The sequence below is a fragment of the Pseudoduganella sp. GW821-FHT12E03 genome (genome assembly GCF_058807115.1).
The window spans coordinates 38,501-51,605 of sequence record NZ_JBXAQJ010000003.1 but is presented as its reverse complement, the minus strand read 5'-3'; the positions used below and the strand labels follow the sequence as shown (position 1 = coordinate 51,605).

Annotated in this window: 16 protein-coding genes; 12 read left to right on the top strand and 4 right to left on the bottom strand. The window is 61.8% G+C overall.

Going from position 1 to position 13,105, the window contains the following annotated elements; translation table 11 throughout:
• The first annotated feature begins 70 nt into the window (after positions 1–70).
• The 8 genes from AC1RRC_RS08010 (at position 71) to AC1RRC_RS07975 (ending at position 6,359) form a co-directional block, all read left to right on the top strand.
• Complete coding sequence (locus tag AC1RRC_RS08010) at positions 71–607, top strand: PilN domain-containing protein (protein WP_493054759.1); 537 nt, start codon at positions 71–73, stop codon at positions 605–607.
• Positions 604–1,173 (top strand): hypothetical protein, encoded by a 570-nt coding sequence (locus tag AC1RRC_RS08005; protein WP_493054758.1) that lies wholly within the window; start codon positions 604–606, stop codon positions 1,171–1,173. Before AC1RRC_RS08010 ends, AC1RRC_RS08005 begins: the two co-directional genes overlap by 4 nt.
• Positions 1,170–1,817, top strand: a complete 648-nt coding sequence (locus AC1RRC_RS08000; RefSeq protein WP_493054757.1) for a hypothetical protein — start codon at positions 1,170–1,172, stop codon at positions 1,815–1,817. The genes AC1RRC_RS08005 and AC1RRC_RS08000 overlap by 4 nt, the downstream gene beginning before the upstream one ends.
• Positions 1,817–3,850: a secretin GspD/PilQ domain-containing protein gene (locus tag AC1RRC_RS07995; protein ID WP_493054756.1), complete on the top strand. Its 2,034-nt coding sequence runs from the start codon at positions 1,817–1,819 to the stop codon at positions 3,848–3,850. Before AC1RRC_RS08000 ends, AC1RRC_RS07995 begins: the two co-directional genes overlap by 1 nt.
• Positions 3,847–4,329 (top strand): prepilin-type N-terminal cleavage/methylation domain-containing protein, encoded by a 483-nt coding sequence (locus AC1RRC_RS07990; protein ID WP_493054755.1) that lies wholly within the window; start codon positions 3,847–3,849, stop codon positions 4,327–4,329. The genes AC1RRC_RS07995 and AC1RRC_RS07990 overlap by 4 nt, the downstream gene beginning before the upstream one ends.
• A 14-nt stretch (positions 4,330–4,343) precedes the next feature.
• Positions 4,344–4,724, top strand: coding sequence for a type II secretion system protein (locus tag AC1RRC_RS07985; RefSeq protein ID WP_493054754.1), 381 nt, complete (start codon positions 4,344–4,346; stop codon positions 4,722–4,724).
• Positions 4,711–5,598, top strand: coding sequence for a type II secretion system protein (locus tag AC1RRC_RS07980; protein ID WP_493054753.1), 888 nt, complete (start codon positions 4,711–4,713; stop codon positions 5,596–5,598). The genes AC1RRC_RS07985 and AC1RRC_RS07980 overlap by 14 nt, the downstream gene beginning before the upstream one ends.
• Positions 5,599–5,870: 272 nt before the next feature.
• Positions 5,871–6,359, top strand: coding sequence for an FxDxF family PEP-CTERM protein (locus AC1RRC_RS07975; RefSeq protein ID WP_493054752.1), 489 nt, complete (start codon positions 5,871–5,873; stop codon positions 6,357–6,359).
• Between the two features lie 70 nt (positions 6,360–6,429).
• On the opposite strand, the gene murJ is transcribed toward AC1RRC_RS07975, so the two are convergent.
• Entirely contained in the window at positions 6,430–7,986 is a 1,557-nt protein-coding gene (murJ, locus tag AC1RRC_RS07970; protein WP_493054751.1) for a murein biosynthesis integral membrane protein MurJ, read from the bottom strand.
• Between the two features lie 252 nt (positions 7,987–8,238).
• On the opposite strand from murJ, the gene rpsT reads away from it, so the two are divergent.
• A complete protein-coding gene (rpsT, locus tag AC1RRC_RS07965) occupies positions 8,239–8,505 on the top strand; it encodes a 30S ribosomal protein S20 (RefSeq protein ID WP_155442115.1) in 267 nt (88 codons plus the stop codon).
• A gap of 40 nt (positions 8,506–8,545) precedes the next feature.
• On the top strand, positions 8,546–8,998 hold the full coding sequence (locus AC1RRC_RS07960; RefSeq protein ID WP_493054750.1) for a hypothetical protein: 453 nt from the start codon (positions 8,546–8,548) through the stop codon (positions 8,996–8,998).
• 4 nt (positions 8,999–9,002) lie between these two features.
• On the opposite strand, the gene AC1RRC_RS07955 is transcribed toward AC1RRC_RS07960, so the two are convergent.
• Positions 9,003–10,316: an HD-GYP domain-containing protein gene (locus tag AC1RRC_RS07955; protein ID WP_493054749.1), complete on the bottom strand. Its 1,314-nt coding sequence runs from the start codon at positions 10,314–10,316 to the stop codon at positions 9,003–9,005.
• 95 nt (positions 10,317–10,411) lie between these two features.
• On the bottom strand, positions 10,412–10,969 hold the full coding sequence (locus tag AC1RRC_RS07950; protein WP_493054748.1) for a pseudouridine synthase: 558 nt from the start codon (positions 10,967–10,969) through the stop codon (positions 10,412–10,414).
• Positions 10,970–11,134: 165 nt separating this feature from the next.
• Here AC1RRC_RS07950 and icd point away from each other — a divergent pair, with 165 nt between their 5' ends.
• Complete coding sequence (gene icd / locus AC1RRC_RS07945; RefSeq protein ID WP_493054747.1) at positions 11,135–12,388, top strand: NADP-dependent isocitrate dehydrogenase; 1,254 nt, start codon at positions 11,135–11,137, stop codon at positions 12,386–12,388.
• A gap of 143 nt (positions 12,389–12,531) precedes the next feature.
• The gene (locus AC1RRC_RS07940) at positions 12,532–12,741 is read left to right on the top strand and encodes a type II toxin-antitoxin system MqsA family antitoxin (protein WP_493054746.1); all 210 of its coding nucleotides are present in this window, start codon (positions 12,532–12,534) and stop codon (positions 12,739–12,741) included.
• A gap of 99 nt (positions 12,742–12,840) precedes the next feature.
• Here AC1RRC_RS07940 and cspE read toward each other — a convergent pair whose 3' ends face one another.
• Positions 12,841–13,044 (bottom strand): transcription antiterminator/RNA stability regulator CspE, encoded by a 204-nt coding sequence (cspE, locus tag AC1RRC_RS07935; RefSeq protein WP_019921881.1) that lies wholly within the window; start codon positions 13,042–13,044, stop codon positions 12,841–12,843.
• Positions 13,045–13,105 lie beyond the last annotated feature (61 nt).

Below are 13,105 nucleotides of genomic sequence, written 5' to 3'. Positions count from 1 at the left end.
TTGAGTCTGCCGTTATGCGCGCGGCGCTGCCCAACCGCATGCCTGGCGCAGAGGTGGTCCAATGAGGAAGATGCAGATCGATTTTTCGGCGCCGTCCGTGCGGCGCAGCCTGTACCGCACCTCGCCGCTGGTATGGGCCGCGTTGCTGGCCGGCGGCGCGCTGTGCGCGGGCGCGGCTTACACGGGCTATCACACGGTGGCGCAATTGCGCGCCGCCGACGCGCGCATCGCGCGGTCCCAGCAGGCGCGCCAGCCGGCCGCGCAACTGCGCACGGAAGCGCCGAAGGCGGTCATTCCGGAGGCACAGGCGAAAGCGGTCAATACCGCCATCCTGCAATTGAACGTGCCGTGGCGCGCGTTGCAGCAATCGGTGGCGGAATCCACGCCCAAGGGCATTGCGCTGCTGGCGCTCGAACCGGACCCGCGCAAGCAGGCATTGAAGATCACGGCGGAAGCCAAGTCCGCGGATGACATGATTGCGTACATCGAACAGTTGAAAGAGCAGGAATTTTTTGCCGCCGCCGTGCTGGTGCGCCATGAAATCCTGGATACGGATCCGAACCGTCCATTGCGGTTCCAGGTTGAAGTGCAGTGGGGGGGGCGATGACGCGGCCGGCCATGGACCTGGCGCCCTGGCTGCTGCGCGCGCGGGTGGCGGCCATGCGCGCTGGTCCGGCGGCTTGCGCCGCGGCGCTGCTGGGTGTGGCGGGGATTGCCGCCTGGGCCTGGGTGGCGCCGCAATACTCTGCGCTGCAGGGCAAGCTGGCCTATGAGCGGGCCCATCCCGCCGCCAGTGTGCCTCAGACCCTGGCCGTGGCGGCGCCGCCGCCCTCGGCCGATGAAAACCTGGCCGCGTTCTATGCGGCGCTGGGCGAAAAACGCCACGCGGAACAATATGTGAAAGTGCTGTTCGGACTGGCCGGCAAGGCCGGATTGAACCTGGCGCAAGGCGAATACAAGTTCAGTTACGACAAGGCCAGCCGCGTGACGGCGTATCAGGTGGTGTTGCCGGTCAAGGGCAGTTACCAGTCGATCTGGCAATTCGCGCTGGAAGCGCTGCGCGCCTTGCCCTTTGCCTCGCTCGATGATATCGGCTTCCGCCGCGACACCATTGCCGAGACCCAGGTCGAAGCGCGCGTGCGGCTGACGTTGTATGTGAAGGAGGCGCCATGACGCCGCGCCATTTGCTGATGGGCGCGGCGCTGGCGGGCGCCGCCGCGCTGGTGCTGTTTGGCGACAATGCGCCGGACAGCGGTGTCGCGGAACCGGCCGAACGGCCTGCGCCGAAAGCTGCCGCCCCTGCCGCATCCGCTGGACCGGCTGCAGTGGTGGTGGCGCCAACCGGCGCGGCCGCCGCCACCGCCGCCGCCGTGCCTGCGAACGCCTCTGTCAGCGCACCCGCACCCGCACCGGCACCCGCACGCTCCGGCAAAGGCACACCTGTCGCCGAGGTGGCGATCCTGCGCCTGCTGCCGCGCGCCCAACTGGTGGGCGAACAGGGCGACGCCGTGATGGCCGGCGCGGACGGCATGTTCGGCACGCAAACCTTTACGCCACCGCCGCCGCCGCCCCCTAAACCGCCGCCACCGCCACCGCCGGTGGCGCCGCCGCTGCCGTATACCTTTATTGGCAAGGCGGTGTCGGATGGCGCGTGGGAAGTGTTTCTGGCGCGCGGCCCGGACCGCACGCTGATCGTGCGCAACCAGATGGTGCTCGATGGCGCGTACCGCGTCGATGCGATTGCGCCGCCTGTGATGAAACTGACTTACCTGCCGCTGAACCAGGTCCAGCAGCTTAATATTGGAGTAGCCGACTGATGTCCCGCACATTGATTTACAAGTCCACACAGATGACGCTGGCGGTGCTGGTGGCACTGGCATTGGGTGGCTGCGCCGCCCAGATGGCCTACCGCGAAGGCAATTCGCTGGTCGAACAAGACCAGGTGGAAGCCGGCCTGCTCAAATACCAGGAAGCCATGGCGAAAGACCCGGGCAATGCGCAATACCGCGCGGCGTTCCTGCGCGCGCGCGACCGCACCACGGTACGCCTGCTGGACCAGGCCGAACGCGACCTGGCGGAAGGGCGGCGCGACCAGGCCTTGCAGGGTTACCAGCGGGTGCTGGCGTTGAATCCGCTGAATGAACGGGGCCGCGCCGGCTTGCGCGGCGTGGAAGCGGCGGAGCGCCAGGACCGGCTGGTGATCGCCGCGCGCGAACAGGCTGACAAGAAAGAATATGACGGCGCCAAGCAAAAGCTCAATGCGGTGCTGTCGGAACGCCCGAACCATGAAGCCGCGCGCCAGTTGCTGCGCGAAGTCAGCGAGAAAAGCGTGCAACCGACCATCGATACCGGGCTGTCGAAAGCATTCAAGCAGCCGATTACCGTGGAATTCCGCGATGCGCCGCTGAAGCAGGTGTTTGAAGTCATTGCGCGCCGCTCGGGCTTGAATTTCGTGTTCGACAAGGACGTCAAAACCGACCAGAAAGCATCGATCTTCCTGAAGAATTCCACGGTGGAAGCGGCCGTGTATTACCTGCTGATGACGAATCAGCTGGAACAGCAAGTCCTGGATGGCAATACCATCCTGATTTATCCAAACGTGGCGGCCAAGCTGAAGGAATACCAGGAAATGGTGGTGAAAACCTTCTTCCTGGCCAATGCGGAAGCCAAGTCGGTGGCCAACACGCTGAAGACGATTTTGAAATCACGCGACGTGGTGGTCGATGAAAAACTCAACCTGCTGATCGTGCGCGACAATGCGGAAGCGATCCGGCTGGCGGAAAAACTGGTGGCGCTGCAGGATGTGGCGGAACCGGAAGTCATGCTGGAAGTGGAAATCCTCGAAGTCAAGCGCACGCGCCTGATGGAACTGGGCGTGGCATGGCCATCGAAGGTATCGTTCTCGCCGCTGACGACGACCGGTGGCGCGCAACTGACCATCAATGACTTGAATCACCTGAACCAGCGCACCATCGGCCTGTCCGGCATCACCGCCACGATCAACGCCAACAAGACCGATGGCGACACCAACCTGCTGGCCAATCCCCGCATCCGTGTGCGCAACAAGGAAAAAGCCAAGGTCTTGATCGGTGAAAAGGTGCCGGTGATTACCACCACGATTTCCCCTGGCACCGGCGGCTTTGCCAGCGAATCGGTCAGCTATGTCGACGTCGGCCTGACCCTGAACGCGGAACCGGTGATTTACCTGAACAATGAAGTGGGCATCCGCATCTCGCTGGAAGTGTCGAACCTGGTCAGCCAGATTGAAACCAAGTCCGGCACCAAGGCGTACCAGATCGGCACGCGCCAGGCCTCGACCATGCTGCAATTGAAGGATGGCGAAAACCAGGTGCTGGCGGGCCTGATCAATAACGAAGACCGCAGTTCCGGCTCCAAAGTGCCGCTGGTGGGCGACTTGCCGCTGTTGGGCCGCCTGTTCGGCAGCCAGCTCGATGACCGCCAAAAGACGGAAATCGTGCTGTCGATCACGCCGCACCTGGTGCGCAATGTGCAGCGTCCCGACGCCACGGCGGCGGAATTCTCGGCCGGCACGGAAGGCAACTTCCGCCGCCGTCCGGACCCGGTGGTGCGCCAGCCGGTGCAATTGCCTGCCGCCGTGCCGGCGGGGGCACCGGTGCAGCCGGGGGCTCCCGTGACGCCAGGGGCGCCAGCCGCCCCGGCCTTGCCGGCGCCGGTGAATGCGGCGCCGCCGGCCGGCGTCCCGCTGTCGACCATGCAGCCTGGCCCGGCTTCGTCTGCCGCGCCACAGCCGGCGCCCGACGCGGCGCCACAGCAGTTGCAGCCGCAGCCGCCGCCGCAACAACCCCCGCAACCGCCACAACAGCAATGAAACAGCGGCAGGCGCGCGGATTCACGCTGATCGAGTTGCTGGTCACGCTGGCCATCCTCGCCTTGCTCAGCACGCTTGTGATTCCTGTTGCGCAAGTGACGGTGCAGCGCCGCAATGAACAGGAGTTGCGGGTGGCGCTGCGCGAAATCCGCCAGGCCATCGACGCCTATAAACAGGCCTATGACGAGGGCCGCATTCCCAAGGGGCTGCTGGGCAGCACGGGCTACCCGAAAAACCTGGAAGCGCTGGTGGAAGGGGTGGCGGACCAGCGCAGTCCCAAGCGCGCGAAGATTTTTTTCCTGCGCCGCATTCCCCGCGATCCTTTCAATCCGGACGCGGAAGGATCGCCGGCGCAATCGTGGGGCAAGCGCAGCTATGCCAGCGATGCCGATGAGCCGCGCGAAGGGGAAGATATTTATGATGTGTATTCGCAGTCCGAACGCACCGGACTGAACGGCGTACCGTACCGCAAATGGTGATCAACGTGCTGAACATGAATAACAGGAACAGCAGGGGCTTTACGCTGATTGAATTGCTGGTGGTGCTGGGCATCATTGCGCTGTTGCTGACCCTGGCCGTGCCGCGCTATTTCCCCAGCGTGGACAGCGCCAGGGAAACCATTTTGTCCGATAACCTGCGCCAGACCCGCGCCGTGATCGACCAGTATTACGGCGACACCGGCCGCTATCCCGATTCGCTGGAACAGCTGGTGGAAAAGAAATACCTGCGCGCACTGCCGGTGGACCCGATCACGGAAAGCACCGCCAGCTGGCTGCTGGTGCCGCCGGAAGAGGGCCTGCAAGGGGGCGTGGCCGATATCAGGAGCGGCGCGCCGGGGAACGACCGCCATGGCAAGCCGTATGCGGAATGGTAAGCAGCACGGGTTCACGTACCTGAGCCTGATTATCCTGGTGGCCATCATCGGCCTGGCCAGCGCCGCCAGCATCAAGCTGGGCACGATCTTGCAGCGCAGCGCCGCCGAGCGTGAATTGCTGGCGATCGGCGCCGAATATGCCGATGCGCTGGAAAGCTATGCCAAGGCCACGCCGCAGGGACAGTCGCCGCTGCCGCCATCGTTCAAGGAATTGTTGCGCGACAACCGCTTCCCCAATGTGCGGCGGCATTTGCGCCGCGTGTATGCCGATCCGCTGACGGGCAAGACGGAGTGGGGCATCGTGTATGCGAACCAGGCGCAGGGTGCGCAGCAGGCGCCGCCCGGGGGCGGACTGATGCCGGCTGCCGGCGCCGGGACTGGCGGTCCCGGTGGAGCGCCGGGCGCCCCGGGATCCCCGTTATCCGGCGGGATGGCGCGCGGGGCGGGGGGCGTTGGTGTGGCGCCGGCCAGTCAGCCGGCCATGCAGCCGCTGCAGGGCGGCACCGCGGGCATTATTGCTTTTTACAGCCTGTCGGCCGCCAAGCCCGTCAAGATCGGCAATTTCCCGGCGCGCTTCCAGGGTTTTGAAAACCGCAGCAAGATTTCCGACTGGAAGTTTGCCCGTGCCGAAGGCCAGGCCGGCCAACCGCAGCCGGGGCAACCGCTCCAGCCCGGACAGCAAACAATGATGCCGCCAACCGAGCCGCCTGCGGAACCACCGGCCGCGCAAGCGATCCCGCCGGCGCCGCAACCGGAAACCCCGGAAGCGCCGCCTGCCGACGCGCAGCCGCAACGGCACGGTGACGAACCCGCGCCGGAAGAGCCGCCGGCGGAAACACCGCAAGAGCCGCAAGACAAAACCCGCACCGATTAATCCTTTCCCGACAGCAGGCCGCCGCCCGGTACCTCACCCGGTGGCGGCCTTGTCACGCCCCGGTAATTCCCATCAGTAAAGCCTAATTCTTAAGATGAAATATTGCTATGCAACATGGGAAATATTGTTGTTATTAAAGCTTTATTGCAAGAAACTAAATCTGTCCTAAAAGACAACAGAATCTCGTCATTTATGCTATGCTGATTTTCGCAGTCCCCATCATAGTTTGCTTAGCCCATCAATCCGTATTCCACTTAATTAAGGATAACCTCATGAAATTGAAACTCTTTGCCGCCAGCTTGCTGGCTGCAGCATCCTTCGGCGCATCGGCGGCTGATCAACTGGTGATTCTGGACGACAATCCGTTGGCCAATAACTTCTTCGTATCCAATCAATCCCCATCGGATGGCGTGCTGTCCGGCGGTTCGGACGTGATCACCTTTGGCGGCCTGGCGCCAGGCCTGTACGAAATCGTGGTGACCATCAGCGGCCAAAACCTGACCTTTGATGCGGCCACCACCAACCTGAACGGTACCGCAGGCTCGTCGTATGGCGCCGGCAAGTTCCGCTTCTTCGGCGTGGAACACACCGGTTCCGCTCCCTTCGTCCTGAACCTGTTCGGCACCGCGCTGACCGGCGCGAAATACAGTGGCGAAGTGACGGTGTCGGCTGTGCCGGAACCTGCAACTTACGGCATGCTGCTGGGTGGCCTGGGCGTGCTGGGCTTCCTGGCCCGCCGCCGTAAAGATAACGGCGCTTAATCGCACCGTCTGATAGAAGAAAGCCCGCTTGCGCGGGCTTTTTTTGTTGCGTTGCAGCAAATTGTTGAGCTTACTTTGCGCGCCGCTTGAAGTCGCGCAGGCGGAAGCCCAATGCAAACAGCACGGCGAAATACAGGATGGCGCAACCTGCCACCAGGCCCAGCAATGCACCGATCCGCAGCACCGCGTGGCTGCGCATGGCCAGCCACGGTACTTGCTGTGCGCCATACCAGGCGGCGGCGCCCATGATGCCGGCGGCGATCGCCAGTTTCAGGTAAAACAGCCACCATCCCGGTTTCGGTTCGTAAATGCCGCGCTGGCGCAGGCCGGTATACAGGAAGCCGGCATTGATGCAGGCGCCCAGGCCGATCGACAGCGCCAGGCCGGACACTTCCAGTCCCACGCCATACACAAAAATCACATTCATAACCTGGGTGGCGGCCAGCACGCCGACCGCGATCTTCACGGGCGTGCGGATATCCTGTTTCGCATAAAACGCGGGCGCCAGGGTCTTGACCAGGATGATGCCGAGCAGGCCGGCGCTGTAGGCGATCAGGGGTTTCGCCGATTCCACGGCCGCGGTGTCATCGAATTTACCGTAATGGAGCAGTACGGAAATCAGTGGCTCCGCCAGCGTGGCCAGGCCAACGGCGGCCGGTACCGCCAGCAGGAAGGTCAGGCGCAAGCCCCAGTCCAGCAATGAGGAATATTCGTCATGGTCGGCATCGGTATTGGCTTTGGCCAGGCTCGGCAGCAAGATCGTCCCGAGCGCCACCCCCAGCATGGCGGTCGGGAATTCCATCAGGCGGTCCGCATAAGTCAGCCACGAGACGCTGCCTTCGCGCAGGCTGGAGGCAATGCTGGTATTGATCACCAGGCTGATTTGCGCGGCCGACACGGCGAACACGGCCGGGCCCATTTTCTTCAGGATGCGGCGCACGCCTGCATCGCGCCAGCTGATGGCGGGATTCAAACGGATGTGCGGCAGCATGCCGATGCGCACCAGCGGCGGCACTTGCAGCGCCATTTGCAAAATACCGCCGACAAACACGCCGATCGCCTGGGCATAAATCGGCTGTTCCAGGTGGGGTGCGAGGAACAGGGTGGCGGCAATCAGGCACAGGTTCAGCAAGACGGGGGTGAAAGCGGGAATCTTGAATTCGCGCCAGGTGTTCAAGATGCCGCCGGCCAGCGCGACAAAGGACATGAACGCGATGTACGGGAACATCAATTGCGTCATCCAGACCGCCGCCTGATGGGCGCCGGGCGTGGCGCGCAAGCCGGAGGCGATCATATAGATCAGCAGCGGCGCGCCGACGATGCCGACGGCGCTGACCAGCACGGTGGACCACACCAGGATCGTGCCGACATGGTCGGCCAGGTGCTTGGTGGCGTCAGGCCCCTGGGTATTCTTGAATTCCGCCAGGATTGGCACGAACGCCTGGGAAAAAGCGCCTTCGGCAAACAGGCGCCGCAACAGGTTGGGCAGGCGGAAGGCGACGATAAAGGCGTCGGTATAGGCGCCGGCGCCAAAGGCGCGGGCAAACAGGGTTTCGCGCAGCAAGCCGGTAATGCGCGACAGCAGGGTCATGCCGGAAATTGATGCGAGGGTTTTGAGCAGGTTCATGGGCGGCGATTATATCCAATGCCCTACGCTAAAACCTGTCGCGATGATGCAAAAAATGCCAAATCCCTGCGCTCAGGGCTTGCAAGGGAATTGATCTGGACTAAAAAGCCCGTTATAATTTAAGGCTGTACAGAATTCAGTAACGCAGACACGTGTTTCGCCAGCGTCCCTTGGCTTACATAGGTCAGGCAAAGAACTGAAACGGCAAGCGCCAGTTTGCCTTTAACTTTGACAACCATTTAGGACCATTCCATGGCAAATACCGCACAAGCACGCAAACGTGCTCGTCAGGCAGTAAAGCAAAACGCCCACAACTCGGCACAGCGTTCGACCCTGCGCACCGCGATCAAAGCGGCTCGCAAGGCAATCCAGGCTGGCGACAAAGCCGCAGCGACTTCGATCTTCCAAGCTTCGATGTCGACCATCGACAGCATCGCTGACAAGAAAATCATCCACAAAAACAAGGCTGCTCGCCACAAGAGCCGTCTGGCAGCTGCCCTGAAAGCAATGGCTGCCTAAATACAGTTTCGTGGCGGAGTGATCCGCCGCGCTGTATTGGATGAAAAAAACCCGCCAGGCGCAAGCCGGGCGGGTTTTTGCATTGCTGCGGCGAACACGCGCAGCGCGGAAGGGAGGCCGCGCGGCGGGTTATTTCGATGCGGCGGAGGCAGCCGATGCCGCGGCGGAAGCGGAGGCCGATGCGGAAGCTTTTTTGGCTTTTTTCGGAGCGGATGCGGCGGCCGAAGCCGAAGCGGAAGCTGGCGCCGAAGCGGCCATCGAGGCGGATGCGGAGGCGGAAGCGGCCGGGGCGGCGGCAAAGGCGGATGCGGCAAACAGTGAAGCGGTCAGGGCGGCGATGATCTTCAACATGGCAGTCTCCTTGAGCGAGGACGGTACATTTTATGATTCGGATGAATCTGCCTCATTAACGCAGCGGGAAAAAGTTGAGTTGACAGGAAGCAGCACAAACACGGCAACTATTTTTGCTGCGCCGCATCAATACGGGCCATGAAGCGCTATGCCCGTCGGCCCTCGCCGGCATGCCGCATCGGCTGCAGGTGCATGATCAGGCCATCGATCGGCATGTGCGGCAAGCCCGCCATCTGTGGCGAGCGGCGGTCGATTTCATGGGCCAGGTCAAGCAGCAGCCAATCCAGTTCATCGAGGTAGCCGCGCAATTCCAGCAGCAGGCCCGGGTCGCCGCGGGCGATATCGAGCATGCTGTCGACATGGTCCGGGTCAAAGCCGGCTTGCAGCACCACGCCCCGGATCGACGCCATGCGCTCGAACAGGAACGCCAGCGGCGAATCGGAGGTGTCGCGCGGCGCCACGGCGGCTTCAAAGCTGCTGCGCAGCACGCCCCAGGCTTGCAGCAATTCCGCGATGTGCAGCAGTTGCGTCATGGCGCCATGTTCGTGGGGCCGCGCCGCCGCATCACTGGGGGTGGCATGGATCAGGTCGCGCAGCGCACCCACGGTGCGGGTATCGAAACGGGCCTGGTTCAGCCGCACCAGGACATCCAGGCGGGGCAAGTCATAGCGGCGGATCACGGTTTCCGCCACATCGGCCACCGCCAGCAAGCGCGACAGGAGTGGAATGCGCTGCGCCCGCATGGCGTGCGGATAGCCGCTGCCATCCTGCCGTTCGTGGTGGTGCAGCACCGCTTGCGCGGCCGGCAAAGGGAAGCCCGGCATGTCATGCAGCAGCACGTAGCCGGTGACCGGGTGCACGTGGACAAAGCTGCGTTCGGCCGATGCGATATCGTGGCCCACCGCCAGGATGGCCGGGTCGGTGTGCATTTCACCAAAGTCATGGCAAATTGCCGCCATCAGCAAGTGATAGCGGTCGGCGTCCGGCAAGGCCAGCCGCTGTGCCAGCGCGTGCGCGATGATGGCGGCGCGGATCGAATGTTCAAAGGTTTCCACCCGTTTTTCGCGCATCACCGTCAGCCGCATCAGCGCCGGGCGCGGCAGTTTGAGGCCGGCCAGTCCGTGTTTGACGGCCAGCGCATCCCCCGTATGCGCCGCCATGCGGGCGTAGACCGGTTCATGGTCAAGGATGCGGGCCGCGGTCGAGGCCAGGAATTCCGCATCGACCGGGTCTTCGCTTTCGATCAGGTGGTCGAGCGGCGCTGTCAGCTTGTGCTGGGTCAGGCGCTCGAATTGGGCGGGCGTAAGGCGGGAACCTTTGGCCACCAGCTTGATGCCGGTGGAGGAATAAATATCCTGGTGGGCAATGACGTCGCGCTCGGCGCCCATCTCCGCCACGGCCTGGATATAGTGCGGGCTTTCACCGGCAGCGGCGTGTTCCGTGTCATGTGCGGCATGCATGAGGCAAAACCTCCCTGGCGAGGCGGCTTGGGTATGCCTACCAATATACGGCAAACCGTTTTGCGTTGCATCAAGTGAGTTGCAACATGACTACTTTATGTGCGCAAATCGTCCGGCGCCACTTCCCGCCATTCGCCCGGCATCAGCGGGTGGCTGGCCAGTGAAATCGCGCCGATGGCGCTGCGCACCAGACGCAGGGTAGGGTGGCCGATGGCGGCGGTCATGCGGCGGACCTGGCGGTTCTTGCCTTCTTGTAGGGTGATGGCCAGCCAGCAGGTTGGTTGGCCGGCGCGTTCGCGGATCGGCGGGTTGCGCGGCCAGATCCAGTCGGGATCGGCAATGCGCACGGCACGGCAGGGCTTGGTGGTGAAATCGCCCAGGTTCAGCGGCGCCTGCAGGCGGGCCAGCGCCTCGGCGCCGGGGATGCCTTCCACTTGCACCAGGTACGTCTTGGCTTCCTTGCGGTCCGGGTGGGCGATCTCGTGCTGCAGTTTGCCGTCGTCCGTCAAAAGCAACAGGCCTTCACTGTCGGCATCCAGGCGCCCGGCAGGGTAGACATTGGGCACGCGCACATAATCGGCCAGCGTTTCCCGTCCATCCTGGGGCGAAAACTGGCACAGGACCTGGAATGGCTTATTGAGTAAGATCAGCATGGCGCGCGCAAAATCCCGATTGTAACAGCCGGTGTTGTAAAAGCGTGGCGCCTACTACAATAGTGGGGCATAATGCCCTCGATGTCTTATGTCTTATAGAAGACCTGAGCCAGCTGTCACTTTGGCGATACCCCAATACCTTTGCGCAACTTCGGAGATCAATGCATGTACCAACACATCAAAGTACCAGCTGACGGCCAGAAGATCACCGTCAACGCCGACTTTTCCCTCAATGTACCAGACCAGCCCATCATTCCATACATCGAGGGTGACGGCACCGGTGTGGATATTTCCCCGGTGATGATCAAGGTGGTGGATGCCGCGGTCGCCAAGGCATACGGCGGCAGCCGCAAGATCCGCTGGATGGAAATCTTTGCGGGCGAAAAATCGACCACCGTGTATGGCCCTGATGTGTGGTTGCCGGAAGAAACGCTGAAAGTCCTCAAGGATTACGTGGTGTCCATCAAGGGCCCGCTGACCACGCCGGTCGGGGGCGGCATCCGCTCGCTGAACGTGGCGCTGCGCCAGGAACTGGATTTATATGTGTGCCTGCGGCCGGTGCGCTACTTCAAGGGTGTGCCGTCGCCGGTGAAAGAGCCGGAAAAGACCGATATGGTGATCTTCCGTGAAAACTCGGAAGACATTTATGCCGGCATTGAATACCAGGAAGGTTCGGAAGGCGCGAAGAAGCTGATCGAATTCTTGACCCGCGAAATGGGCGTTAAAAAGATCCGCTTCCCGGAAACCTCGGGGATCGGCATCAAGCCGGTTTCGCGCGAAGGCACCGAACGCCTGGTGCGCAAGGCGATCCAGTACGCGATCGATAACGACAAGCCGTCCGTGACCATTGTCCATAAGGGCAACATCATGAAGTACACGGAAGGCGGCTTCCGCGACTGGGGGTACGCGCTGGCGCAAAACGAGTTTGGCGCCGAGTTGATCGATGGCGGCCCGTGGTGCAAATTCAAGAACCCGAAAACCGGCCGCGAAATCACGATTAAAGATTCGATCGCTGATGCATTCCTGCAACAGATTCTGTTGCGTCCGGCGGAATACAGCGTGATCGCCACGTTGAATTTGAACGGCGACTATATCTCCGACGCGCTGGCGGCGCAGGTAGGTGGCATCGGGATTGCCCCCGGCGCCAACCTGTCCGATTCGGTGGCGATGTTTGAAGCGACCCATGGCACCGCGCCGAAATATGCCGGCAAGGATTATGTGAACCCGGGTTCGCTGATCCTGTCGGCTGAAATGATGCTGCGTCACATGGGCTGGACCGAAGCCGCCGACCTGATCATCACGGCAATGGAAAAAGCCATCACCTCCAAGCGCGTCACCTATGACTTTGCGCGCCTGATGGAAGGCGCGACACAAGTGCCGTGCTCGGGCTTTGGCGATACCATGATCGATCAGATGTAACTCCGGCGCGCATGCCCACGGCCCCGCAATTGTGACAAGCGCGGGGCTTCTTTTATAATAGTTTCTGTATGGAAATTATTTCCTGCAGTGTGTGCGCAATCGGTGTATGCTTACTTTGAGCAACACTTACAGAGGAGCGGACCATGCAGTGTCCATTTTGCGGCGACGGGCCCATGGTGCGGGAAACCCGGGACATGCCCTATGAGTATGACGGGCACGAGACGGTGATCCCCAATGTGACGGGCGATCATTGCCAGGCGTGTGGTGAATGGATGTTCAGCGATAGGGAGTCGGACCGTATTGCGGCGGCCATGCTGGAATTTAACCGCAGCGTGGTGGCGGCGCGCGGCTGATTTAACGAACTTGTAAATAAATTCAGTGCCGCGGAATATTGCAGACGAAAAAAAACCCCGTTAATTGCGGGGTTTTCACTTCCAGGGTTCCAGCGCGAATCAGGTCGACTGGATGTTGGAAGCTTGCTTGCCTTTAGGACCTTGGGTAACTTCGAACTGTACCTTTTGACCTTCTTTCAGGGTCTTGAAGCCGTTCATGTTAATTGCGGAGAAGTGAGCGAACAAATCTTCGCCGCCATCGTCAGGGGTGATGAAGCCAAAGCCTTTGGAGTCATTGAACCACTTAACAGTACCAGTTGCCATAAAAAGAACTTTCAATAAAAACGAATATCACACGAGCCATAAAAGCAAGAAGCTTCCTGCC